This is a genomic window from Winogradskyella sp. J14-2 (assembly GCF_001971725.1).
In the GTDB taxonomy this organism is placed as follows: Bacteria; Bacteroidota; Bacteroidia; order Flavobacteriales; family Flavobacteriaceae; genus Winogradskyella.
Genome location: NZ_CP019388.1, coordinates 351,396 through 375,860, shown reverse-complemented (window position 1 = coordinate 375,860; position 24,465 = coordinate 351,396). Strand labels below are relative to the sequence as shown.

Annotated in this window: 32 protein-coding genes; 18 read left to right on the top strand and 14 right to left on the bottom strand. The window is 32.9% G+C overall.

The window, feature by feature from the left end; translation table 11 throughout:
• Nucleotides 1–24: 24 nt before the first annotated feature.
• Nucleotides 25–828, bottom strand: coding sequence for a LytTR family DNA-binding domain-containing protein (locus BWZ20_RS01840; RefSeq protein ID WP_232217129.1), 804 nt, complete (start codon nucleotides 826–828; stop codon nucleotides 25–27).
• A 62-nt stretch (nucleotides 829–890) separates the two neighbouring features.
• Between BWZ20_RS01840 and BWZ20_RS01835 the strand changes: the two genes are divergently transcribed.
• On the top strand, nucleotides 891–1,676 hold the full coding sequence (locus BWZ20_RS01835; protein ID WP_076615454.1) for a tRNA pseudouridine synthase A: 786 nt from the start codon (nucleotides 891–893) through the stop codon (nucleotides 1,674–1,676).
• 56 nt (nucleotides 1,677–1,732) lie between these two features.
• Here BWZ20_RS01835 and BWZ20_RS01830 read toward each other — a convergent pair whose 3' ends face one another.
• Both BWZ20_RS01830 and BWZ20_RS01825 read right to left on the bottom strand, forming a co-directional pair.
• Nucleotides 1,733–2,167, bottom strand: a complete 435-nt coding sequence (locus tag BWZ20_RS01830) for a hypothetical protein (protein WP_076615451.1) — start codon at nucleotides 2,165–2,167, stop codon at nucleotides 1,733–1,735.
• A gap of 162 nt (nucleotides 2,168–2,329) precedes the next feature.
• A complete protein-coding gene (locus BWZ20_RS01825) occupies nucleotides 2,330–2,551 on the bottom strand; it encodes a hypothetical protein (protein WP_076615449.1) in 222 nt (73 codons plus the stop codon).
• 253 nt (nucleotides 2,552–2,804) lie between these two features.
• Between BWZ20_RS01825 and BWZ20_RS01820 the strand changes: the two genes are divergently transcribed.
• The 6 genes from BWZ20_RS01820 (at nucleotide 2,805) to BWZ20_RS01795 (ending at nucleotide 5,732) form a co-directional block, all read left to right on the top strand.
• Nucleotides 2,805–3,296, top strand: a complete 492-nt coding sequence (locus tag BWZ20_RS01820; RefSeq protein WP_076615446.1) for a Dps family protein — start codon at nucleotides 2,805–2,807, stop codon at nucleotides 3,294–3,296.
• 54 nt (nucleotides 3,297–3,350) lie between these two features.
• Nucleotides 3,351–4,253 (top strand): mechanosensitive ion channel family protein, encoded by a 903-nt coding sequence (locus tag BWZ20_RS01815; protein ID WP_076615444.1) that lies wholly within the window; start codon nucleotides 3,351–3,353, stop codon nucleotides 4,251–4,253.
• A gap of 107 nt (nucleotides 4,254–4,360) precedes the next feature.
• Nucleotides 4,361–4,525 carry a DUF1328 family protein gene (locus BWZ20_RS01810; protein WP_076615442.1) on the top strand — a complete coding sequence of 55 codons (165 nt, stop codon included), beginning with the start codon at nucleotides 4,361–4,363 and terminating at the stop codon, nucleotides 4,523–4,525.
• Between the two features lie 30 nt (nucleotides 4,526–4,555).
• Complete coding sequence (locus tag BWZ20_RS01805; RefSeq protein ID WP_076615440.1) at nucleotides 4,556–4,735, top strand: hypothetical protein; 180 nt, start codon at nucleotides 4,556–4,558, stop codon at nucleotides 4,733–4,735.
• Between the two features lie 11 nt (nucleotides 4,736–4,746).
• On the top strand, nucleotides 4,747–4,965 hold the full coding sequence (locus BWZ20_RS01800; protein WP_076615437.1) for a hypothetical protein: 219 nt from the start codon (nucleotides 4,747–4,749) through the stop codon (nucleotides 4,963–4,965).
• Between the two features lie 89 nt (nucleotides 4,966–5,054).
• Nucleotides 5,055–5,732, top strand: a complete 678-nt coding sequence (locus tag BWZ20_RS01795; RefSeq protein ID WP_076621225.1) for a DUF2461 domain-containing protein — start codon at nucleotides 5,055–5,057, stop codon at nucleotides 5,730–5,732.
• A gap of 73 nt (nucleotides 5,733–5,805) precedes the next feature.
• Here the strand turns inward: BWZ20_RS01795 and BWZ20_RS01790 are convergent, their stop codons facing one another.
• The 4 genes from BWZ20_RS01790 to BWZ20_RS01775 all read right to left on the bottom strand — a co-directional run bounded on the left by BWZ20_RS01790 (nucleotide 5,806) and on the right by BWZ20_RS01775 (nucleotide 8,133).
• Complete coding sequence (locus tag BWZ20_RS01790; RefSeq protein WP_076615434.1) at nucleotides 5,806–6,555, bottom strand: SDR family oxidoreductase; 750 nt, start codon at nucleotides 6,553–6,555, stop codon at nucleotides 5,806–5,808.
• A gap of 51 nt (nucleotides 6,556–6,606) precedes the next feature.
• A complete protein-coding gene (locus BWZ20_RS01785; protein WP_076615433.1) occupies nucleotides 6,607–7,188 on the bottom strand; it encodes a TetR/AcrR family transcriptional regulator in 582 nt (193 codons plus the stop codon).
• 72 nt (nucleotides 7,189–7,260) lie between these two features.
• Nucleotides 7,261–7,707: a hypothetical protein gene (locus BWZ20_RS01780; protein ID WP_076615430.1), complete on the bottom strand. Its 447-nt coding sequence runs from the start codon at nucleotides 7,705–7,707 to the stop codon at nucleotides 7,261–7,263.
• 9 nt (nucleotides 7,708–7,716) lie between these two features.
• Entirely contained in the window at nucleotides 7,717–8,133 is a 417-nt protein-coding gene (locus BWZ20_RS01775) for a glyoxalase (RefSeq protein WP_076615428.1), read from the bottom strand.
• 178 nt (nucleotides 8,134–8,311) lie between these two features.
• Between BWZ20_RS01775 and BWZ20_RS01770 the strand changes: the two genes are divergently transcribed.
• Nucleotides 8,312–9,205, top strand: coding sequence for a DUF72 domain-containing protein (locus BWZ20_RS01770; protein ID WP_076615425.1), 894 nt, complete (start codon nucleotides 8,312–8,314; stop codon nucleotides 9,203–9,205).
• Between the two features lie 28 nt (nucleotides 9,206–9,233).
• Nucleotides 9,234–9,632 carry an acyl-CoA thioesterase gene (locus BWZ20_RS01765; protein WP_076621224.1) on the top strand — a complete coding sequence of 133 codons (399 nt, stop codon included), beginning with the start codon at nucleotides 9,234–9,236 and terminating at the stop codon, nucleotides 9,630–9,632.
• Here BWZ20_RS01765 and BWZ20_RS01760 read toward each other — a convergent pair.
• Entirely contained in the window at nucleotides 9,629–10,867 is a 1,239-nt protein-coding gene (locus BWZ20_RS01760) for a mechanosensitive ion channel family protein (RefSeq protein WP_076615422.1), read from the bottom strand. The genes BWZ20_RS01765 and BWZ20_RS01760 overlap by 4 nt on opposite strands.
• Complete coding sequence (locus BWZ20_RS01755) at nucleotides 10,860–11,153, bottom strand: DUF3817 domain-containing protein (RefSeq protein WP_076615420.1); 294 nt, start codon at nucleotides 11,151–11,153, stop codon at nucleotides 10,860–10,862. The genes BWZ20_RS01760 and BWZ20_RS01755 overlap by 8 nt, the downstream gene beginning before the upstream one ends.
• Before the next feature lie 135 nt (nucleotides 11,154–11,288).
• Between BWZ20_RS01755 and BWZ20_RS01750 the strand changes: the two genes are divergently transcribed.
• The 4 genes from BWZ20_RS01750 to BWZ20_RS01735 all read left to right on the top strand — a co-directional run bounded on the left by BWZ20_RS01750 (nucleotide 11,289) and on the right by BWZ20_RS01735 (nucleotide 15,332).
• Nucleotides 11,289–13,760, top strand: coding sequence for a zinc-dependent metalloprotease (locus BWZ20_RS01750; RefSeq protein WP_076615417.1), 2,472 nt, complete (start codon nucleotides 11,289–11,291; stop codon nucleotides 13,758–13,760).
• 5 nt (nucleotides 13,761–13,765) lie between these two features.
• The gene (locus BWZ20_RS01745) at nucleotides 13,766–14,221 is read left to right on the top strand and encodes a DUF4251 domain-containing protein (protein ID WP_076615414.1); all 456 of its coding nucleotides are present in this window, start codon (nucleotides 13,766–13,768) and stop codon (nucleotides 14,219–14,221) included.
• A gap of 169 nt (nucleotides 14,222–14,390) precedes the next feature.
• Nucleotides 14,391–14,846 carry a cold-shock protein gene (locus BWZ20_RS01740; protein ID WP_076615411.1) on the top strand — a complete coding sequence of 152 codons (456 nt, stop codon included), beginning with the start codon at nucleotides 14,391–14,393 and terminating at the stop codon, nucleotides 14,844–14,846.
• 21 nt (nucleotides 14,847–14,867) lie between these two features.
• Entirely contained in the window at nucleotides 14,868–15,332 is a 465-nt protein-coding gene (locus tag BWZ20_RS01735) for a GyrI-like domain-containing protein (RefSeq protein ID WP_076615408.1), read from the top strand.
• Between the two features lie 120 nt (nucleotides 15,333–15,452).
• Here BWZ20_RS01735 and BWZ20_RS01730 read toward each other — a convergent pair whose 3' ends face one another.
• Nucleotides 15,453–17,669, bottom strand: coding sequence for a type IA DNA topoisomerase (locus tag BWZ20_RS01730; protein ID WP_076615406.1), 2,217 nt, complete (start codon nucleotides 17,667–17,669; stop codon nucleotides 15,453–15,455).
• A 57-nt stretch (nucleotides 17,670–17,726) separates the two neighbouring features.
• Nucleotides 17,727–18,656, bottom strand: coding sequence for a M23 family metallopeptidase (locus tag BWZ20_RS01725; RefSeq protein ID WP_076615403.1), 930 nt, complete (start codon nucleotides 18,654–18,656; stop codon nucleotides 17,727–17,729).
• Between the two features lie 155 nt (nucleotides 18,657–18,811).
• Between BWZ20_RS01725 and BWZ20_RS01720 the strand changes: the two genes are divergently transcribed.
• From BWZ20_RS01720 to BWZ20_RS01710, 3 genes are all read left to right on the top strand, one after another.
• Nucleotides 18,812–20,365 (top strand): DEAD/DEAH box helicase, encoded by a 1,554-nt coding sequence (locus BWZ20_RS01720; protein ID WP_076615400.1) that lies wholly within the window; start codon nucleotides 18,812–18,814, stop codon nucleotides 20,363–20,365.
• A gap of 168 nt (nucleotides 20,366–20,533) precedes the next feature.
• Entirely contained in the window at nucleotides 20,534–20,905 is a 372-nt protein-coding gene (locus BWZ20_RS01715; RefSeq protein WP_076615397.1) for a hypothetical protein, read from the top strand.
• An 83-nt stretch (nucleotides 20,906–20,988) separates the two neighbouring features.
• Nucleotides 20,989–22,059, top strand: a complete 1,071-nt coding sequence (locus BWZ20_RS01710) for an alkene reductase (protein ID WP_076615395.1) — start codon at nucleotides 20,989–20,991, stop codon at nucleotides 22,057–22,059.
• Nucleotides 22,060–22,103: 44 nt separating this feature from the next.
• Here the strand turns inward: BWZ20_RS01710 and BWZ20_RS01705 are convergent, their stop codons facing one another.
• Both BWZ20_RS01705 and hpf read right to left on the bottom strand, forming a co-directional pair.
• Entirely contained in the window at nucleotides 22,104–22,547 is a 444-nt protein-coding gene (locus BWZ20_RS01705; protein WP_076615392.1) for an arsenate reductase family protein, read from the bottom strand.
• 2 nt (nucleotides 22,548–22,549) lie between these two features.
• A complete protein-coding gene (hpf, locus tag BWZ20_RS01700) occupies nucleotides 22,550–22,891 on the bottom strand; it encodes a ribosome hibernation-promoting factor, HPF/YfiA family (RefSeq protein ID WP_317041687.1) in 342 nt (113 codons plus the stop codon).
• A 117-nt stretch (nucleotides 22,892–23,008) separates the two neighbouring features.
• Here hpf and BWZ20_RS01695 point away from each other — a divergent pair, with 117 nt between their 5' ends.
• Complete coding sequence (locus BWZ20_RS01695; protein WP_076615390.1) at nucleotides 23,009–23,518, top strand: hypothetical protein; 510 nt, start codon at nucleotides 23,009–23,011, stop codon at nucleotides 23,516–23,518.
• A gap of 21 nt (nucleotides 23,519–23,539) precedes the next feature.
• Here the strand turns inward: BWZ20_RS01695 and BWZ20_RS01690 are convergent, their stop codons facing one another.
• The gene (locus BWZ20_RS01690) at nucleotides 23,540–23,899 is read right to left on the bottom strand and encodes a DUF2237 family protein (protein ID WP_076615387.1); all 360 of its coding nucleotides are present in this window, start codon (nucleotides 23,897–23,899) and stop codon (nucleotides 23,540–23,542) included.
• Nucleotides 23,900–23,962: 63 nt separating this feature from the next.
• Here BWZ20_RS01690 and BWZ20_RS01685 point away from each other — a divergent pair, with 63 nt between their 5' ends.
• Nucleotides 23,963–24,412 carry a DUF2452 domain-containing protein gene (locus tag BWZ20_RS01685; protein ID WP_076615386.1) on the top strand — a complete coding sequence of 150 codons (450 nt, stop codon included), beginning with the start codon at nucleotides 23,963–23,965 and terminating at the stop codon, nucleotides 24,410–24,412.
• Nucleotides 24,413–24,465 lie beyond the last annotated feature (53 nt).

Genomic DNA, 24,465 nt, shown 5'->3' with positions numbered 1-24,465 from the left:
ATGGGTGTTTGGGGCGAAATAACCTTAATTTGTGGTAGAATCTAAAATCGATTTTACATCTTGGAGGTAGGTTTTAGAAACAGGTGTCTTAATATCGTGAGAGAGTATTAAAATATATTTTCCGTTATCTGTTTTCCACTGCCTAAAATGGTATGGATTTATAAGATGGGAGCGGTGGGTTCTTATAAGTTTAGGAAATTCTTTATCTATTACAGACAACTTATTTCTAATGAGTGTCTTTTTTAATGCGTTACCAGATAAGTACTGTACCTCAATATAATTATCAGAGGATTTAATACCGACAATATCATTAAAATGTAACCTTAGTCCTTCATAATTACCGCTACCTTTAATTTCAATTTTCTGGTTATTTAGTTGTTTTTCATAATACTTTCCAAACGCATAACGAGCCACAGTTATAATGGGTAAAATAGTGGCTGCAGCAGGTAATAAAATTGTTTTTAGCATATAGCCTAACGTATATGGATAACGCTCATTTGCCATAATTATATATAAGTAATATAAACGCGCTATTGTTATTGCCAAAACACAAAAACTAAGTAGAAAAACTATTTCGTTTAAAATTGTCCAACAACTATATAAGCTTTTATGTAAAAACCTCTGAAAAGGTAAAAAAATGAGATAACAAAAACCACCAACCATGCCATAGCCAGGAAGATATGTAAGTTTTTCTTTGAAACTAAATTGGTTAACATCTAATGGTTCTGAAAAAAATAGAAACACAAATATCCAAAGTGCTAATAATAAACCAATTATAGCATGGTGTTTTAGTGAGGGATCAAAAGGATAAGGTGTTTTCAGCATCATAGGCTAAATTATAAAATAAGAATAGTTTTTGGAAATTTTGATAAATTAACGTTCTTGTGATTATGTTTGATAAACGCTTTTATTACCTTATAAAAATACAATATCTTGGCTATCGCTTTCATGGTTGGCAAAAACAGCCAGATGTAAAAACATTACATCTCATGATAGATAAAACCTTAAAATATATATTGGGCGAAACAAGATTTAAAACACTTGGAGCAGGACGAACAGATGCCATGGTTTCTGCAAATGAGGCTGCATTAGAATTATTTATATACAACACGCCAATTACAGATTTTACAGCTTTTTTAGATCTTTTTAATTATAATCTACCGCAAGATATAAGGGCTTTGTCTATTGAAGAAGTGGATAAGGATTTTAATATTATTCAAGATTCTAAAATAAAGGAATACCACTATGTGTTTTCTCACGGTCAAAAAAATCACCCGTTTTGTGCGCCGATTTTAACGACCATTTTAGAACCTCTTAACATCAATGTAATGAAGGAAGGAGCAAGATTATTTAAAGGTACCCACAACTTTAAACCCTATTGCTATAAAGCTACGGACAAAGGTGAATATCGGAGAACAATTGAATATTGTGAGATTATGGATAATGCTATATACACAGCTAATTTCTTCCCGCAGAAGTCGTATGTATTTATCATAAGAGGGAAAGGTTTTATGCGCAACCAAATTCGATTAATGATGGGATGTCTTATAAAATTAGGTAGAGGAGAGGTAACACTAGATTACATTAGCAATAGTCTTAAGGAAGATAGTAAGGAAATTATGGATTATGTTGCTCCTGCCTCTGGGCTTATACTTCATAAATTAAAATTTGATTAAAAAAGGGAATTAACCCTTAAGCTAATTCCGCTTTAGTGTTTGGGTTGGTTATATAATTAATGGATATAGCCTTTTTTTACCGAATGGCTTGAGAACCAAACTAAAAATAAAGAAAATACAATAATTATATATGCCATAATTTTATTACTACTAAAATCTATTCCTTTTAAATCTGCTATAAACAAAAAGTAAACCATCTGTATAGTTGCGGCAGTAAAAGATAAAACAAGAATAGGCTTTGCAACTTTTTTTCTTAGAAGCAATAGTACACATCCTAGTGTACCAGCAAAAACTGCAATGGCAAATAACGCAGTATACCAAGATGGTAGATTAGACATAATGTTGAGTTGCTCATTGGTATAAGCATCTGTGTAAGCTGATAATTTGTAGGCTTGACTAATGTATCCATGAATACCGAGGCTATTCCAAATAAGCGCTATAACACTCACAATCCAAAACCAAGTAGGTGGTTTTTGCAATAAATTTGTCATAATAAATTGATTTAATTAGTTAGTTTTCTACAATTAAAAATTTGCAATCTAATTAACAATTTATAAAAAAAATAAGTAGTTTTAAATTGTAGTATGTTTTTTTAAGTGAAATAAAAAAGGGTGAAATTTAAAATTCACCCTTTTTCAATTTTGTATATTTAGTTATTCTACAACATGTAATTTCGGTTCTTTTTCAACAAATTTACCGTCTACAGACTCACCGAGAATAAGTACTTCTTTAGAACGTTCGTACATTTTTATTGCGCGATGCATTTGCAATTTGGTGCCACTATATAGTTTAACACCTGATTTAGAACCCTTGTTTCTGATTTCAATATAGAAACCATCTTTAAGCTTTGTTGGTCTTGTTGCTGGTCTACCCATAAAATTTGTGTGTGTGTTTTAAAAGTACCGCATTATACTGAAAATTCTTTCAACTCACAAGTTTATTTTTAACTATTCTAACTTAAAAGATCAACACGTTAAATTCTCTTAACATTCCTACTTTTTTTTAACAGAATATTATGTTAAAAGACTTCACCAATGGTTAAAGCTTGTTAAGTCTCTTGCCATAATTGCTTATGCTGCTATATTAAATATGAGTCTAAAACAAAACCATTAAAAGAAAACAATAGTTATGAGTTATTTAAACATAGAAGACGAAAAATTATTACCAACTGTTGTAGAACTAAACACTTTACTAGCAGACTATCACATTTATTATCAGAATTTAAGGAATTTCCACTGGAATATCTTAGGTGATAATTTTTTTGAATTACATGAAAAATTTGAAGAATTATACACAGACGCCAGAGTAAAAATTGATGAAATTGCCGAGAGAATATTAACACTACGATACCATCCAATGAGCAATTTAAAAGATTATCTAAAGACGTCGTCGATTTCTGAGGTTTCTTCAAAAAAAACAGATAAAGAAATGGTAAAGGACATTTTAGAGAATCATGCAATTCTTTTAAAGCAAATGTCTAAAGTAATCAATAAAGCAGAACAAACAAACGATGAAGGAACTATAGATCTTATTGGTGCTTACATAAGAGAATTAGAAAAAAGCAGTTGGATGTTAAATGCATTTACCAAAGAGACCGCGTCTCAATTAAATGAGGTATAATACCCTTAATCAGTAACGTAAATACAAACATTTAACACTTTTAAAATACTTAAAATGAAAGAGCAATTTAATACTGCCTTTGGTAATCTTATTTCTAAACTACAAGGCTGGTTTAACACAATAATAGAATATATACCCAATTTTATATTAGCCATTTTGGTTATGGTAGCTTCTTATTTTGCTGCCAAGTATATTAGTAAGCTAGTTAGTAAACTAGTGTCTAAAAAGGTTAATCAAAAGTCTATTACTGCTGCCATTAGTAGAGTAACGGCCGTTGTAGTAGTTATGCTCGGTTTATTTATATCACTTGGTGTAATGAATCTGGGAAAAGCCTTAACTTCATTGCTGGCAGGTGCCGGAGTGGTAGGTTTAGCTATAGGTCTGGCCTTGCAAGGAACACTGGCTAATACTTTTGCTGGCTTAATATTATCGTTTCGAAAAAAAATCCAAATCGGTAATTGGGTAGAAACAACAGGTTTTTCGGGTGAAGTCATAGATATTAATCTTAAAGATTTTACACTAAAGGAAGCCGACAATAATATTGTTGTAATCCCTAATAAAACAATCTTAGAAAATCCACTAAAGAATTATTCCCTTACCACAAGAATGCGCGTCTTTTTAGAGTGCGGAGTAGGATACGAATCTAATTTAGAAAAGGTAGAACAACTTACTAAAGAGGTTATTTCTAATACATTCGATCAGGTAGAAAAACCAGAGGATGTTGAATTTTATTACACAGAATTTGGAGATAGTTCTATAAATTATTTGTGTAGATTTTGGATTGATGCAGAAAGTATGCTCGAAAAATTGAGAGCTAAAACTAAAGCTATTATAGAGATTAAAAAGGTTTACGATAAAGAAGGTATTAATATCCCATTCCCAATCAGAACACTACAATTTGATAATAAACTAAGTGTAAAGTCACCCGACTTACAAGAAGCGTTCTCAAATAATTAAAATTAACACCCTACATGTTAGGCTTCATTCAGTGAAAGTCACCGAATGAACCATGATTTCTGAAAGGTCAGAAATCTAAAAACACTAATCTTTAAAAATTTAAAACTATGTTACGTTGGACAATCACATTTATCATTATTGCAATAATCGCAGGAATCTTAGGATTTGGTGGTATAGCAGGAGGAGCAGCCACAATTGCAAAAATATGTTTCTTCCTATTTTTAATACTTTTTGTCATTTCTTTATTTAGAGGATCTGCAAAAAAATCTTAAAAAAAACAATAATTATTAAAATTTAAAACGATGAAAAAATTCACATATTTATTTATTTCACTATTTTGTTTAAGCTTGTTAACTACAAGTTGTAGAGAACAAAAATCTACTGGAGAAAAAGTAGAGGATGCAGTAGAAAACACAGGCGATGCTATTGAAGACACCGCAGAAGATGTATCTGACGAGGTAGAAGATGCTGTTGATAATTAATAAGCCTAAAAATGAAAAATACAACATATCTAGTTTTTGCGCTTTTTAGTTTAAATATTTTATTATTTAACTGCCGAGAGCAAAAAACACCAGATGAAAAAGTCGAGCAGGCTTTAGACGAATTTGACGAAGAATTAGAAGATGCCAGTGATGAAATTAAAGATGCTGCTGAAGACTTAAAAGACAATATCAAAGAGGTTAAAGAAGATGATAGTACAAATGGAATTTAAAACACTTAAAACCTAAATATAACTTACATAACCTCTAAAAGCCATCAATAGTGATGGCTTTTTTTTATTTTTATACAAACAAAAATAATATGAGTATTACCATACCAAAAGAGACTTTTTTTTTCTATAAAGAGTTAACCATAAACAATAATAGAGACTGGTTTAATGAACATAAAACTGAGTTTAAAGCCCTAGAAGCGAAAGTAAAATCTGCCTATAATTATTTAGGTGAGTTAATTAGCACTCACGACCAGATTGAAAAGATAAAAGTTTTTAGAATTTATAGAGATATTCGTTTTTCAAAAAATAAATTACCATATAAAACCCATTTTGGGGGCTCTTTTACAAGAAAAAAACCTGAATTAAGAGGAGGTTATTATTTGCATATTCAACCTAATAACGAATCGTTTATTGCAACAGGGTTTTGGGAGCCAAATAAGGAAGATTTACTACGAATTAGAAAAGAATTTGAGATGGACGATAGTGAGATGAGAGATATTCTTAATAATAAAACTTTTAGTGAAACCTGGGGCAATTTTGTTGGTGATGAACTAAAAACAGCACCAAAAGGCTTTGATAGAGATCATCCTGCTATAGATCTTATTCGTAGAAAGCAATACATCTTCATAAAAAAATACTCGGATGAAGCTGTGCTAGAGCCCAATTTTCTTGAGAGTGTAAATGATGATTTTAAGAAAATTAGACCTTTCTTTGATTACATGAGCGATGTGCTTACAACAAACCTAAACGGTGAATCTATTCTTTAAAATAGTTAAAGAAAAAGCCAAGAATAAATACGTTATATTCTCTGCTTTTAGTTCGTTTTATTATGTTCTGTAGTTATACTTGTACCATACCTCCATCTACTTGCACCTCGTGTCCTGTAATAAAACTGCTGTCATCACTAGCTAAAAAAAGTACTGTTTTAGCTATCTCCTTAGGTTCACCAAAACGGTTCATAGGTACCTGAGACAAAATTTGCTCAGCCATCTGCTCTTGCTGTTCTTGTGGTACGCCAGCCTCATTAAAAAAGTTAGTTCCTATAGGGCCAGGACTAACAGCATTAACTCGTATTTTTCTGTCTTTTAATTCATTTGCAAAACTTTTACTAAAGTATTTTACCGCACTTTTAGCGCCTCCATAAACGCTTGCGCCTGGCATGGCTGTATCTGTAACTACACTTGTATTAAAAACTATGGAGCTGCCACTTGGCATTAAAGGCTCTAATTGTTGTACTGTAAAGTAACCACCTTTAACGAGCGTATTAAACTGTGCATCAAATTCTTCTTCAGTGGTGTTTGTTAAGGAATTAAACTTTCCAAAGCCAGCATTCACAAATAGTATGTCTACTTTGTTTGTAAGTTCATTAACTTTTTGTTTTAACGACCAAAGATCTGCCATTTTGCCAGCATCACTAACTATGCCTACAGCATTTGAGCCTAATTCCTTTTCTGTTTTTGTTACATTTTCTTTACTTCTACTCGTAAAGATTACTTTTGCACCTTCGTCTAAAAACTCTTTTGCGGTAATTAAGCCTATTCCACTTGTACCACCTGTTATTACTACTGTTTTGTCTTTAAATCTATTCATGTTATTCTGATTTTATTTGAAACATTCGTTTCAAAATTGATTAAAAAAAATTTATTTTAAAATAGCTATTGTTGTCTCTTTAATGTGTTGCAGTTTGGTTTTATCATTTACTAAAATACCTGTCATTCTTAGTCCTTGTAGCGCAGAAAACAGAAATAAAGCATAATCTTGTGCGTTCTTTTTTCTATTTATTTCTGAGTGTTCTTGCCCTTGCCTAATCAGCGCTTCTAAAAAGCTTAAAGTTTCTTTTTGGTGATCTAATAAAAATTTAAGAATATTAAGATTTTTAGTACCTATTTCAGATTTACAATTTACCAACATACAGCCTTTGTTTTGACTGTCTTTAACTATATCGTTTATATAAAAATCAAAAATTGTTGCTATGGCATTTATTGCACCTTTAGATGCGTTTACCAAAGCACTAGACTTACTGTTGTACAGGTTTTTATAATTAATTAAACAATGCATGTACAGGTTTTCTTTGCTTTCAAAAGAGTTATATATACTAGATCTATTTAATCCTGTAGCATCTACTAAATCTTGCATAGATGTGGCATTATATCCCTTAAGATGAAAAACTTCTGTTGCTTTATCTAGTACTAATTTTCTATCGAAAATTTCGGTCTTTGGCATTTTATTTGAAATGATCGTTTCAAAATTAACCAAAAAATAGTGACAATGCAAAAGCTATTTCATAAATAAATATTAAAATACTTCTTTTATGGTGTAGTTATTTCCATTAAATTCAAATCTGTGGCCAACAGATTTAGATTTAATAAGTTGCCCAATTGGCGACTGTATTGAGATAATGTAGTAATCCTCTTTATTTACGGTAACCTTTCCTTTACTTATGGCTATGTAAAAATTAATACTATCCGTTTTTACAATACTTCCTAAAACCGCATTTTGAGAAATAACATTGGGTTTTATAAGATTGAGGTAGTCTTTTACGTTTTGGGCATCACTAAGATAATTTAGGTTTTTTTCTAAATCTTCTAATAGTTTAGCGTTGCCAGACTCACCTTCTTCGTCACTAATTTTGTCGTTACTCTCTATAGACTCTTTAATAAATGATATTTCGTTCTTGTAGCTTAAAATTCTTTTGCTCACATCCTGTAGGCAAATGTCTAAAAGTTCTTGCTTTAATCTCATCTTTGGTACCTATACCGCCTTTAAAACTTTTGGCTTTGTAAATACTTGTACGCTGTCTAACAAGCGTTCTTTTACAATATTCATCATACGTTTGTTTAGCGCAGACGAGTTGTTAATGTATTGCGCATATTCTTCCTCTGTAAACTGACCAATTATCATTCCTTTTACAGAATTTCTAAATTTCATGTCCTTATGAATAGCGTTATCTATATAAGACAATTGTTTAGGCAGTGTTAATTCATAAAAAACATTTTTTCGCTTAGCTATGTAGTTTTTAAAAACAGCAATAAATAAATTATGTTGCATCTTTATGATGGGGCGTAATGTTCTATTTTGAAACAACTCATCAGAACTCATAGAATCATTAATTTTAGCTGAAGAAATTACTGGCCTAATAGATAATAAACAGTCTGTGCGTGTAGACATGGTTAAGTTATTTTGGTTAATCTCAGATTAAATTTAATCATTAAGTCTTACTACAGCAGTACTATCATATATTGTTGTTAACGGTGTTATTAACATTAAGGATTTTAGAATTCAAAAAATAAAATTAACACGGCAGCAACTCACTATTAACCATTATATTTGGTAAAAATGCATTTTTATGAAATTTGGAAGTGTAAACAACCCAGAGGCTATTAATTTTGTTTTGCCCAAGGATCATCCAGATACTTTAAAGGCTTTGCAAAAAAAACCTTCAAAGTCAACACATGTTTTTGTAGGCTGTGCTAAATGGAATAAAGCAGATTTAAAAGGGTTCTACCCAAGAGGAACAAAGGATGAATTAGAATATTATTCGCGTCAGTTTAACTCTATAGAACTTAATGCTACGTTTTATAGAATTTTTCCGGCAGAGCAGTTTATTAAGTGGTATGATAAAACACCAAAGGGTTTTAAGTTCTTTCCAAAGTTAAATCAGGAAATTAGCCACTGGAAACGTCTTAATGACGATGTTGCACCTGTTGTAGATAACTATTTATACGGTGTTGTTAATCTTAAAGAAAAACTAGGTTGTGTTTTTTTACAGATGCACAATAATTTTGCACCTAAAGACTTTGATCGTGTTATAAATTTTATTGAAGGTTGGCCAAAAGAAATTCCGCTAGCTGTAGAGTTTAGGCATACAGATTGGTATAATGATGAATCTATAGCTGAAGATTTATATCAACTCTTAGAAGAGAATAATATTTCTAACATTATTGTAGACAGTGCTGGTAGACGCGATATTATGCATATGCGCCTCACCAATTCTAGAGCTTTTGTGCGTTATGTTGGTGCAAATTATGCCAGTGACTATACACGATTAGATGATTGGGTAGAACGCCTAAAGTATTGGAAAGACAACGGACTTGAGCATATCAACTTTTTTGTGCATCAAAATATTGAAAAAGAATCGCCATTACTTTCTGCGTATTTCATTAAAAAATTAAATGCTGAATTGGGGATGGACTTAAAGATTCCTAATGATGATTCGGAAGGTCAACAAAAGTTATTATAAATTATATTATAGCGAAACTACTAATAAAATGAGATTTCACACTCGTAAATGGGTTAAACCCGAAGATTTAAATCCTAATAGCACACTTTTTGGCGGACAGCTTTTAGCGTGGATTGACGAAGAGATTGCACTCTATACTGTTATTCAACTAGAAAACCCTAAAATAGTTACCAAGTACATGTCCGAAATTAATTTTATGGCTTCTGCTAGAAAGGGCGATATTATTGAAATAGGCATAGAGGTCATAAAATTTGGGAAAACCTCTTTAACGATGAAGTGCGAAGTTCGTAATAAGATGACGAGAGAAACTATTCTCACCATAGATAAGATTATTATGGTAAATCTTGGTCCTGATGGTAAACCAAAACCCCATGGTAAAACAGAAGTCGAATTTGTAAAAGATAGGTTAGACGAAGACGAACCTTAATGTTTATTAACAATGGACAATTCGTAGATCTCTAAATCGAAATAACTCACAGAGGCCAAAACATGGTCAAACACATCTCCAATAATATACTCGTAGTTTTCCCAACGTATATCACTACTAAAGGCATATATTTCCATAGGTATACCTTGTGGTGTAGGCTCTAATTGTCGCACCATTAAGGTCATGTCCTTATTAATAGCAGAGTGATTATCCATGTAAGTCTGCAAATATTTTCTAAATACACCAAAGTTTGTTAGGTTTCTGCCATTAATAAGAATTGATTTATCAACACCTTTTTCAGTATTAAATTTTTTTATCTCTTTAGAACGTTCATCAATATAATTAGAGATAAGCTCAATCTTTTTAAAACGCTCTATGTCTTCATCAGTTAAAAATTTTATAGTCGATGTTTTAACAATCACAGAACGCTTTATACGTCTTCCGCCAGAGTTCATCATACCTCGCCAATTTTTAAACGAGTCAGATATTAAGGCATAGGTTGGTATGGTGGTTATGGTTTTATCCCAGTTCTGGACCTTTACTGTGGCTAAATTAATTTCTATTACATCACCATCTGCTCCATACTTTTCAAACGTAATCCAGTCTCCAATACGTACCATATCGTTTATAGATACTTGTATGCTGGCTACAAAGCCAAGAATGGTATCCTTAAAAATCAAAAGAATTACAGCTGAAGCTGTTCCTAATGTGAAAGCAAATTTTATAAACGTTACACCTGTTAGAATAGAGAAAATACCAAATATACCAAGTATCCAAGCAAAAATCATAAATACTTGGATGTAACTATCTATAGGTTTATCCTTGTAACGTAGTAATGTTTTAAGATAATCTTTTACTGAATTAAGGAAACTTCTAATAATCCTTAGCGTTAGTAAAATAGCAATAATCTTCAGTGTTTTTTCAACTATATTTTCAAAATAAGTAAAATCAGAAAACACATCTGGCACAAACTCAATAAGTATAACCAGCGGAATAATGTGCGCTATGTTTCTAGGTAGCTTATTACCGATTAAAATATCGTCAAAATTAGTTTTTGTGCGCTTGGCGACTCCTGCAGAAAACCGCCACAAAATACGTTTGGTAATAAAATCTACAATAAATGCAATAATGAGTAATGCCAGCAAGAGGGCGAGCATGTTCAAATACTTCGCTGTATTTTCAGAAATACCTTGTTCAATAAGAAGATCGTATATATAATGTCTTATACTAAGCATTTTTAGTTTTTAGATATTTTTTATCAATGTAAAACGTTCCAAAAGGTATAATAGCTGCCAAAAGTATAATCCATAAGGTACGACTATTCCATTTCATGTTCTTACTCATTAAAACGGCCATAACAACATAGGCGATAAATAGCAAACCATGTGGCATACCTAAAATCTTTACGTATTTAGGGTCATTGGCAAAATACTTTAATGGAGTTGCAAGAAAAAGTAATAAAATGTACGATACACCTTCTAAGAGTGCTACAATTCTAAAAGTTGGTAATAACTTAGACATACTTTATTTTTATGCAAAAATACTGTACAACTTAGTAACAACCATAGCATTTTAACAGCTTTTAAGAAATAAAACAAAACTACGTTTCAATTATTTATCTTTAGGGTTTCTACTAAAAAACCTAAATTATTAAGAATGAAAAAAATTTTGGTATTAGCACTCGTTGTGAGTCTTTGTTTTTCGTGTGCTACAGTAAATAACTCAAAAAAGACTTCAACTAAGCAACCAGCTGTGGCTACAAAAGCACAAGCACCAAAAAAGAAACCAGGCAAAATAAAAGACTACAATACGGTAATCACAAAAGATGCCGTAACTGACAAAGGCTTATTTGATATTCATGTTGTAGATGATAAGTATTATTTTGAAATACCGACCAAATATTTAAATACAGATATGCTTTTGGTAAGTAGACTGGCTAAGTTACCAGCAAACCTTGGTGGAGGATATGTTAATGCAGGTACAAAAACCAATACCAGAATGATTAATTGGGAACGTTTTAGAGATAAGATTCTTATTAAAGAAAAATCATCGAGTGCAATAGCTGCGGATAGTTTGCCAATACATGTATCTGTACGTGCCAATAATTACGAGCCAACCTTGTATGCGTTCGATATAGCAGCCTTTTCTAAAGATTCCTCTGCTGTAGTTGTTGATGTTACCAAATTTTATAGCTCAGATGTTAAGGCCATAAGTGGTTTACCTTCATACTTTAGAAAACAATATAAAGTAAGAAGTTTAGATAAATCTAGAAGCTTTATTAACGCCATGCGCAGTTATCCAGAAAATATTGAAGTCATACAAGATTTTACCTATAATGCTGCAGAACCGCCTTCTAATTACGGAACGGAAACTATTAGCGTTCAAATGAATCAATCTATGATTTTATTGCCAGAAGAACCAATGCAGCCTCGTTATTTTGATGAGCGAGTAGGTTGGTTTACTTTAAGCCAATACGACTATGGTAGTGAACAGTTAAAAGCTGATGAAAAAACTTATATAAGACGTTGGAAATTAATACCAAAAGATATTGAAGCCTATAAACGAGGTGAATTGGTTGAACCTGTTAAACCAATTGTATATTATTTAGATCCTGCCACACCAATGAAGTTTAGAAAATACATGAAAGAAGGCATAGAGCTATGGCAAAAAGCTTTTGAAGCAGCAGGATTTAAAAATGCCATTATAGCAAAAGATCCTCCTACAAGGGAAGAAGATCCTGAGTTTAGTCCTGAGGATATTCGCTATTCTGTGGTGCGCTATGTGGCTAGTACTACACGCAATGCCACAGGACCTAGTGTATCTGATCCTCGAAGCGGCGAAATTATAGAAAGTGATATCATATGGTATCATAACCATCTGCGTTCCTACAGAAACCGTTACATGCTAGAAACTGGAGCTGCGAATCCTTCTGCAAGAACTTTAAATACTCCAGATGAAGAAATAGGCGAAATGATGAAAATGGTAATTGCTCACGAGGTTGGACACACCTTGGGTCTACCTCATAACATGAGTGCAAGTTATGCCTATGATGTAGAAGATTATAGAAATGGTACATTCACTCAAAAAAATGGTATAGCTGCTACTATTATGGATTATGCACGCTACAATTATATTGCACAGCCAGGCGACAAAAATATTAGATTTATTCGTCAGTTAGGACCTTATGACGATTATGCCATAAATTACGGTTATCGATACATTCCAGAGGCTAAATCAGCAGACGATGAAAAAGAAATTTTAAACCTTTGGATCATTGAAAAGGCAGGAAATCCTATTTATAAATTCGGAAAACAAAGCAGTCGTTTCGACCCAACAGCACAAACCGAAGATATTGGCAATAATAGTATAAAAGCCAGTACTTATGGGCTTAAGAACCTCAAAATTGTTGCTAAAAACTTACCTGATTGGACGAGCGATAAGACGAACAATTATGAAGATTTAGAAGAACTTTATGGTGAACTTTTAGGTGTTTGGAGCCGTTATGTTGGTCATGTAGTCACACATGTTGGTGGAGTAGTGGAAGATACCAAGAACCCATCTCAAGAAGGTTTGGTTTACAATCCTGTGGATAAAGCATATCAGAAATCCGCAATGCAATGGTTGCACCAAAATGCTTTTGAAACACCAGAGTGGCTAGTTGATGAAACTATTTTAAGAAATATTGATTTTGCCGGGTACACAGATAGAATTCGAAGATTGCAAACGCGTCATCTAAATAATTTAATGAATTTTGAACGTTTAGGAAGACTCATAGACCACAATGCTATGAACAACAATAACTATTCTGCTTTAGATATGATGAAAGCGTTGCGTTACGGATTGTGGTCAGAAACCAGATCATCTTCTAACGTTACAGTATTTAGAAGAAATTTGCAACGTGCATATGTTGATAGAATGGAGTATTTAATGACAGAAAAAATAGATTCTAAACGAAGCAATCAGTACTTTAATGTTAACCAATCTGATGTAAGATCTATCGTTAGAGGTGAACTAAACACTTTAAAACGAATCTTAACTTCTGCAGTTAATACTGGTATAAATACCGATACAAAATACCATTATAGAGATTGTATTGAAAGAATTAACACTATATTAGAGCCAAAATAAAGATTATGAAAAAATTAATTATATATTCTCTATTGCTTACAATTGCGTTGCCATTTACAAGTTTTTCGCAATCTGTTATAACCAAAGACCAGAAAGTACAGGCCATGTACAGTATCAACAAAAAAATAGTTGAATCTCAAAACTATAAGTTTATAGCATCATGGGTTTTTAACAATGATAAAAGAGATCAGGTTTCAGAAGGGGCAAATACAATTACCATAACTAATGCCAATATTAATGGTTCGCTTTCAACTTTAGAAACTGATAAACCGTCAACAACGCTAAAAGGATCCTTGCTTAATTACAATGTACAATTTAACGATAGCAGTCATGAAATTACAATTACTTTCAAAATTGGTTCATACAATGCTAAGTTAGAAGTAAAATCAAACGGCAATGCTTTTTTGTTTTTAAATTCAGAAAATAAAGGTACATTAAAGTATAAAGGTTTCGTCAAATAATATTTATTACAGTATCTTTGTTATAGTTTATTGAAGATACACCTCACAAATAACATTAATTCTTAAGTTATCCTTTTGGTTTCCAATACTATTCATTGTTAAGTTAATTAACTTGTTTGCATTGTATATTTTCATGGGCAAACACAGATATTAACACAAATTAAAATGAATGGGTAGATCACAACAAACATTTAGTAAAACCGAAAAAGAAAAAAAGCGCTTGAAAAAACGTGAAGAAAAACGAAAGAAGATGGAAGCGCGAAAACTTGAAAAAGAAGAAAATGGCTCCAGCGGCATTCCTATCGCGTATGTAGATCATAATGGTAATCTTACAGACACACCTCCAGACCCTTCAATGAAGGTAAAAGTGAAGGCTAAAAATATTGAAATAGGGATACCAAAAAAAGAAGATGTAGAGGATGATTTTGATCCTGTTAGAAAGGGTAAAGTTTCGTTTTTTAATGATTCTAAAGGTTATGGTTTTGTCATAGATGCAGACACCAACGAAAAGTATTTTATGCACATTAGTGGCATTATAGATGATGTTGTAGAAAACGACAAAGTGACTTTTGAGTTGGAAAAAGGACAACGTGGCATGAATGCCGTTAAAGTAAAAAAAGTATAATTACACCACCAATTGTGTGCTATGAAACCAACAATCATAGACATTAAACAGAAGATAGTTATTGGCCAAAAAAGTAAGATGTTGCAACACCAATCTAAAAATATTGTAGCACTTTGGAAACAGTTTATGCCAAGAAAACATCACATTAAAAATACTATTAGTCTAGAGTTAATGGCATTGCAAGATTATTCTGCTTTTGGTAATTTTGAAGTTCCTTTTGATATTTGGGCTTGCGTAGAAGTGTCTAAAACTATAGATATACCTAATAAAATGGAAATCTTTACAATACCAGCTGGTAAGTATGCTAAGTTTCTTCATAAAGGTAACGATGCAGGTGCAACATATCAAAAGATTATGGAGCAATGGTTGCCCAATTCTAACTATTCTATAGACAGCAGACCTCATTTTCAGGTAATGGGCCAAAAATATATTCACGGAAGTCCCGATTCTGAAGAGGATTTTTATGTACCTATAATCAAAACATAACAAAATGAAACATCACTTCGAGTGATTCCGAAGCATGAGGAATATTATCGAGAAGTCTTTTAAAATAGCTCTCGCTACAATTTTCTATAGAAAATCACTCGAGCTGACATTAAATAAACTTTAAAAACTAACCCTAAAATCACAACCCGTTTTATAATTGCTACAGCCAAAAGCTGTTTTTCCTTTTAGAATACGGCCGGTTTTGCATTTTGGGCAAGAATCACCAATTTTAATTTTAGGTTTTGCAGTTAGTTTAGGTTCTAACTTAAGTTTGTAGGCATCATCAAAACGCAATAAGCCTTCAATAGATTTCCCATTAATTTTGAAGCCTTTAAGATTAACTGTAGACCCTTTATCTAATAATCTAACATATTGATTTTCTGAAATTTTTTTCTCACCATATTTAAAAGGTAAAACAAAATCACACCCTTTTCCGTAAAGGTTGCAGCCATAAGCACTTTTTCCTTTTAGGATATGCCCATTTTTGCATTTTGGGCAAGTAGTACCAACCAGCTTTTCTTTTTTAGGTTTCGATTTAGATTTTTTAACAGGTTTATTATTTATCGCAGAAATACGTGTTTCTACCTTTTCGCTTCTTACCTCGTAGACTAAGGCATCGACCATGCGTTTCATACCTTTTATAAACGTATTAGCACTAATTTTACCCTTTTCTATATCTTTTAGTTGTTTTTCCCAAGTACCAGTGAGTTCAGCGGATTTTAATAATTCATTCTGAATGGTATCTATTAATTGTATTCCTGTAACGGTTGGTAAGATTTGCTTTTTATTCCGCTTAATATATTTACGTTTAAAGAGTGTTTCAATAATATTGGCTCTAGTAGAAGGCCTGCCAATACCATTTTCTTTCATCAAATCTCTTAATTCATCGTTATCTACTTGCTTTCCTGCAGTTTCCATAGCGCGTAGAAGGGAGGCTTCGGTATACTGTTTTGGTGGTTTAGTTTGCTTTTCTAAAAAGGAAGGCTCGTGTGGTCCTTTTTCGCCTTTAGTAAAAACAGGTAATATGTTATCCTTTTGGTTGCTAAGCGAAGTCGAAGTATCAAATACAACACGCCAGCCTTTAGATAGTATTTCTTTGCCTGTAGTTTTAAAATTAACATCATCTGCTTTACCAATAACTGTAGTGTTAGATACTTTACAATCATCATAAAAAACAGCTATAAATCGTTTGGTAATGATGTCATAAACACGTTGTTCATTATGCTGTAAATGAGTCTGTATTCCTGTGGGAATTATGGCATGATGATCGGTTACTTTTTTATCATTAAAAACGCGTGATGACTTCTTTATCTTTTTATTAAGTAAAGGTGCTGTAAGTTGATTATAATCAGTTAGTTTTGATAAAATAGTTTTTACTTTAGGATAAATGTCGCTTGGTAAAAAAGTTGTATCAACTCTAGGGTATGTTACGACCTTCTTTTCATAAAGTTTTTGTGCAATTTTTAAAGTGTCATCTGCGGATAAACCAAATTTGGTATTACAGTAAACCTGTAACCCTGTTAAGTCAAAAAGTTTAGGTGCATATTCTGTACCTTTCTTTTTGGTGATAGATACAATTTCAAACTCATGGTCTTTTACTTTATTTGCCAACCTTTCACCATCTTCTACTTTTAGAAAACGACCTTCTTCGTAACTAAATAAAGTGTCTCGATATAAAGTTTGAAGCTCCCAATAAGGTTGTGGTACAAAGTTTTCTATCTCTTTATAACGATTAACTAACATCGCAAGGGTAGGAGTTTGCACACGTCCTACAGATAGTACTTGTTTATAACCGCCATGTTTTACAGTATATAAGCGTGTAGCATTAATACCAAGAAGCCAATCTCCGATAGATCTCGAAAAACCTGCATGATACAAATTGTCGTAATTTTCGGCAGGCTTTAGATTCTCAAAACCTTCCTTTATAGCTTCTGTAGTAAGTGAAGAAATCCACAGCCGTTTTACAACACCTTTATACTTAGTTTTATTGAGAACCCAACGTTGTATCAATTCGCCTTCTTGGCCAGCATCACCACAATTTATAACAACATCTGCTTTATCAAAAAGATGTTTTACAGTTTTAAATTGTTTTTTAATACCCTCATTATCCGAGACTTTAATTTTAAATTTTTCTGGCAACATTGGTAAATTGTTTAAATCCCAACTTTTCCAATGTGGTTTATAATCGCTTGGCTCGCATAACGAACAAAGATGACCAAAGGTATAGGTAACTGCATAACCATTGCCTTCAAAGTAACCATCACGTTTGGTTTTGGCTCCTAAAACATTCGCAATTTCTCTTGCAACACTTGGTTTTTCGGCAATACAGACTTTCAAAATTTATTGAATTTTAGAACCGCAAAATAAGTAAAATAAAGAATTATAAAAGTGCTTTTAAAGCTCTAAAATTAGCTTTTGTCCAATCTTAAGCGTTGCATTTTTTTTAATATTGTTAGTTCTGCAAATGGCAGCAATGCTTGTTCGGTTACGTTGAGAAATTCGAGATAATGTATCACCTTTTCTCACAACATAAATTTTGCGTTGTTTTTCTATACTTGCTAAGGCCTCTTCTCGTGTTTTAAAAAGAGTAAGCTTTGATAAACGTTTAGAGCTATGATAGCTAGGTCTGGTCCATTTTTTGGTGATCCAGATATTTTGAGAACGGATGGCATTGCTACTATTAAAATTAAACAAATAATCGGGATGAATATATTGGCCTAGATAGCTGGTAACAAGGTGTAGATGACTCCCACTAGAGCGTCCTGTATTACCACCTTTGCCTAAAAATTGGCCTCTAAGTACCGTGTCATTAGCTTTAACTGCAATATGCGAGAGATGAGCGTAGGTGGTTTCTAATCCATTATAGTGCCTAACTACCACCGTTTTACCATGACCATGACTATATTTTGCAAAACGAACAATACCATTAAGGACAGCAACTACAGAATCGCCTGTAACTAAATCAATATCAATACCTTTATGTGGTCTTCCGCGTCTCCATCCGTAACGAGACGTAATCACCTTGGGATGCGATACAGGTGAAGCATAGGTGCTATCTGTAAAAGTAAGCTCAATAGGAAACTCTGCAACAACATTTCCGTATGGATTGTACACCGAAGTATCCCAATATTCAGCTTTAATATCTATCGTATTTTTGTAAACAGAAGTATCTTTTTCTGTTGGGATTTCAACCGCTTTAAAGATGAAGCTTTTTCCGTCTGTAGTCGGTAATTTTAACTTTATAGTATTGTTTTTAGAATCTTCTTGAGCAAAACCTAAGCACGCACTCACCAAAAAACCAATGCAAAAAAGTCTATATATCATATATTTAAAAGAAATTTTATTTTCAATTTTTTATAACGACCGCATAAAATTAATATTGTTTAGTAGATTTCAATTGTAGGGCTTCAGAATTTATTAACAGCTATTGTAGAAAAGTATCGTAAATTTGCACTTTCCTTAAAAATATTAAACCCTTTATGTCTGAAACAAAACAAGCTGTTCAAGAAAAAAAAACCGATAAAGAATTATATGATTATCAACAAGGTGCCATAAGTCAGATTTTTGAAAAATTTGATACCGCTCCAGATGATTATCACTTATTGTATCAACTGCCTACAGGTGGTGGAAAAACGGTTATCTTTTCAGAAATGGTGCGTCAATATTTAAAAAATCACGATAAAAAAGTATTGGTAATGACGCATCGTATTGAGCTTTGTAACCAGACCTCTAAGATGCTAACTAGTTTTGGTGTAACCAATAAAGTGGTAAGTAGTAAGGCAAACTTAGATGACCAAGCCGAATACTCGTGCTTTGTGGCTATGGTAGAAACTCTAAATAATAGGCTGAATGATAATAAACTCGATATTTCGGATGTTGGTTTGGTAATCATTGATGAGGCACACTATAATTCATTTACCAAATTGTTTAAGTTCTTTGAAAATGCCTTCATCCTAGGTGTTACTGCAACTCCTTTAAGCTCTAACAAAGAGTTGCCAATGAAAGATAATTATGATGAATTAATTACTGGTGAGACTATTGAAAATTTAATTGAGAATGAGTTTTTAGCACGCTGCGAAACCTATGCCTATGATATGGGCTTAACGTCTTTAGAGGTAGGTTCTAATGGCGATTATACTGTAAAATCATCCGAAGACTTATATACAAGTCCTGCTATGCTCCAAAAGACAGTAGACGCTTATAAAAAACATTCACTAGGCAAAAAAGCCCTTATTTTTAATAATGGCATCAACACATCGATTAGTGTCTATTACGCATTTAGAGAAGCAGGCCTACCAATTATGCACTTAGATAATACCGCAACCAAAAAACAACGTAAACAAATTTTAGATTGGTTTCACAAAACACCAAATGCCATATTAACATCCGTAAGTATTTTAACAACCGGATTTGATGAACCAACAATAGATACTATTATTCTTAACAGAGCAACAAAATCATTAACCCTTTACTACCAAATGATTGGTCGTGGCTCTAGGATTCTAAACAATAAAGAAAAGTTTACGGTTATAGACCTTGGTAACAACTTATACCGTTTTGGACCTTGGGGAGCTGATCTCGATTGGCAATTAATTTTTAAGTCACCAAATTGGTATATTGACCGTATTAAAGATGATGAAGCAATTGAAGCCAATTTTAAGCACGATTTATCTGATGAGATTAAAGAAGAATTTTCTAAATCTGAAGATACTTATTTTGATATAAGACAAACTTATAAAGATGCCATTACAGCTGGCGAATCTTCTAAGGTGGTTTTAGAGCGCTCTATAGAACATCATGCTAAAATCTGTATCGAAAACAGTGAGGATGTTTACGACGCTTTAGCATTGGCTAAACTACTAAAGGAAGATATCAACCAGCGTATCGAAATCTATGCAAAATGCATTAGTAAAAGTACGCACAATTTCCTAAAATGGTTAAAAGACGACTACCAAAAGAAATTAAATTCTTATATCCGTAACAACTTTGACCAAAAGTTTGAAGAAATCCATGGGTATCCACCAGAAGATTAGTGATCCCAGATAAATTAATTTAAGTGTTTGGTAAATAGGTATTTACGATTAAAAATATAATATATTAATACCATGTTAAATTCGAATAAATGATGTTAAGGTCTCTTAAATTATTTTAAGACCTCCTGAGTATTGGCTATATTAAAGTAAACCAAAACATTTACAGATATGCGAATTTTAATAATCCTATGCTTTACAGCATTCTCAATACTAGGTTTTTCTCAAGATCCTATACTACAAAAAAATAATGAGTCGTTAGAAACTATTGCCACCAGTATAACCGATAAGTATGATGATGAGTTGGCATTAGATGCTAAACAATTTATTTTGTTTCAGAGAAAAGTGGAAGAATTTTTAATCCGAGAAGAAAAGATTCACGCAACCTATGAAGGAGAAGAAAAGCTAGACCGTTTGTATAAGCTACGAAAAGCAGAGTCACTAGAAATGCGAAACATTCTTACCAAACCACAGTTCAGCTTGTATAAGCAACTGAAACCTCAGCTTCAGCCCATAGCGGTATTAGACAGTAAGAAGTCTTAACTTTAATTAATGAATAATAAAAAAAGTGGTAACTTTTAAAAAAGTTATCACTTTAATTTTTAATATAAAAACGATAAGCATTTATGAGTATTTTTCAATCTTACAAATTAGGAGATTTAGCACTTAATAACAGAATAGTTATGGCACCAATGACGCGCTGTAGAGCTTTAGACAATGTACCTAATAATCTTATGGCAGAATACTATGCGCAACGTGCATCAGCCGGATTAATAATCTCTGAAGGAACATCACCTTCTATAAATGGTCTCGGCTACGCCAGAATACCTGGTGCATATTCACCTTTACAAATAGAGGGCTGGAAAAAAGTAGCGGATGCTGTACATTCTAAAAACGGTAAATTTTTTGTCCAATTAATGCATTGCGGACGTATTGTTGGTGCAGAAAATCTACCAGAGGCAGGTGAAGTATTAGCACCAAGTGCGGTAAAAGCTGCAGGTGAAATGTTTACCGACACCAACGGAATGGTACCGCACGTTACGCCAAAGGCTATGAGTTTAGAAGACATTATACAAACCCAGCAAGAATTTGTAGATAGCGCAAAGGCATTGGTAAATAGGGCAGGAGTAGATGGTGTAGAGTTGCACGCTGCTAATGGTTATTTATTAGATCAGTTCTTAAATCCTAAATCTAATATAAGAGAAGATGATTATGGTGGCGATTTTAAAAATAGGGCACGGTTTGTATTAGAACTCTCTAAAAAGGTAGTTGCTGCCATAGGTAAAGGCAAAGTTGGGATTAGAATATCGCCTTACGGAGCTATGAATGATGTGGATTACGATTATGAAGATTTAGTTGATTTATATAGCTACCTAGCATCAGAACTCAGACAAATAGGTATAGCCTATATACATATCGTTGACCATTCTGGCAGTATGGGTGCTCCAAATTTTAAAACAGATATAAAACGTACTATAAAATTACACTTTCAAGATACCATCATTACAGGTGGTGATGTTAACAGTGTGGATGATGCAGAAAAAGTAATATCTAATGGTTACGACCTGGTGTACATTGGTAGACCCTTTATAAGCAATCCAGATTTAGTTCAGAAATTTTTAGATAGAAAAACCCTTAAAGACCCAAATCCTGATTTATTTTACACATCAGGTAAGGAAGGGTACACAGACTACTAAGACTTATGAATAAAAAAACCTCTGAAGATTCAGAGGTTTTTTTATTATACAAAACTTTCGTTTTCTGTTTGCCGCTTCGTTGTTGGTGATTGGGTATGCATTGTTTTTTCGAGTCCTGCAGAATCAACATTAAAAAAATTAAGTAATTCTGTATATCTGGTTATATGCATTATAGTTTCACCTTCCATAACAATGGTACCTATCATAGCTTTAGGATGTTTGGCTAATATTTTTACCAAACTTTCTTCAGAATAATTTGCGTCTGCATTATATCCTTCAATCTTTGGTATGTTTATAAAAGTTCGCAAAGAGGTATTTAATCGTTTCGCCATATCGTGCCACAAGGTATCAGAAGGCATGGTTTTAGTAATGTCTATGCCATGTGTGTCCTTTTTAGCAGCTTTTAAAATAGCTTCAATTTGTGCACTAAATTGGGTACCACCTGCATAAATACAATTAATTAGTCCTTTTTTATTATCTATTGTCATTTTTAGTAAGTTTTCATTGTTTCTTTTCGCTTTGTTAACTGACGCTGTAACTCCTTTACACATTCACTCACAGCATCTCTAAAATTAGCCTTAGAGGCTTCAGCAAATAAACGAGGTCCAGGTGCACTAAGGCGTATGCCTGCAATCATGCCTGTTTCGTCGCTGGTAGTGTTTTCTGTTTTAAAAAAAACATCTGCTCTTATTACAAGTTCATTGCGCTGAAAGAGTTTTGTTAGCTTTTCTTTTGTAAATGCTTCCAAACTATCACTCGCGGTAACATTATCATATTCATAAATAATAGTCATATCATCTTCTGTTTTTTGGTTCTCTTTAATATAATTCACTAAATGTTTGTAACCAAGAAGTTTAATAATATTTTATGAAATGGAAATGTTTGAAATAAGATGATGACATTTTAAAGATTGTTCGATTTGTAATTATAATAACAAAAACCAAAGACAATGAAACCACCATTTAAACTTTTTATAGTGTTTATTCTTTTAGGATTATCAATAGGTTGCTCTAGTGATGACAGCCAAGAAAATGACCAAGACCCACAACCAATGATTTTTGAAGTTGACCCTTTAATATTTAGGCAGTATGATATAGAACGTCCACCATCTACAAACGATTTTGCCGCCGTTTATGGCATGGCTGTTTTTGCACCACAGCCTGCTGCAACACTGTATACATTAACCTATGAGAGCTCAACAAGTCCTAATCTAAACTTTACAATTTCTTGGGAAAACGGTGAGGCAATACCTACGAGAGGTGCACCAGTTGTACCAGACGATATTCCTGGTTACAATTTAGGAATTGTAGGCGGTCAGTACCATATTGTAATTTTAAGCACTGGCTGTGAAGGTCCTCCTGGTGGAAGCTGCCAGCTAGGTAGTGATGGTCTAAATCAAATAGAAAACAATCTAAGGAGTATTGAAGGAACAGTCACTGTACAAATAGATTTTGAGTAAACTAAGGTTCCCTTGATTAAATTATAAACGGTACTTTTCTAAAATATCGAGACTTGTATATTCTAAAGCTTTAATATGTGTAGCATCTAAATCAATTTTGGGTGCTACACCAGCTTTTTCTGCCTCGAGCCATCTCGATATACATAAGCACCATTTATCTCCAGCTTTTAGTCCTGGAAATCTCCATTGCGGAATGGGTGTGGTAAGATCATTACTACGTCGTTTTGTAAAGTTTAAAAATTTATCTGTAATCACAGCACAAACTACGTGAGTTCCTGTATCTTGCGGCATAGTGCGACAATAGCCATCTCTAAAGTAACCAGTTACAGGATCTGCACAACACACCTGTAATGGCTTTCCGTAAACGTTGATACCATTCATTATTTAGCGATTTATTAAGATATCTTTACTTGATAAAAATATGTATTTTTGCTTAAAATTGTTATGGCAACTAAAAAAAAGAAAATTGAAAAACGGCCCGATTTGGTTGTGTATGATGAAAACAAAGAACGCTATGACGCTGCGTTTAGACCCTATGCCACTAGCGTAGGTGCGCCACAAATTACATTGCCAAATAATGGTACATGGAAGAACTCTCAAATCTACAAGGCCAATAAACATCTCAAAGCAAAATACCAAGCCATAAAAGCAGAATACGATGCACTCATTGAGATTATGGAGTATAACGAACTTGTTACCAATGCTAAATTTACTTTTGAGCCTCTAATTGGGGAAACGTATCACCTTTACAACAATTCTAAACAAGAACCTTTTCTCTCCATTATAGCACCAGATAGCTGTAGTTTTGAATATTTAGGTAGTTTTCGCTTAACATCAGATTATCTGTGGGAAAAGGTAAAGCAGAATGACGGTACAACAATTTCAAAACTTTAAAAAACACGTTATAATTTACGCAACTTTTGTTTTCTAAAATCAAAGGATATGCA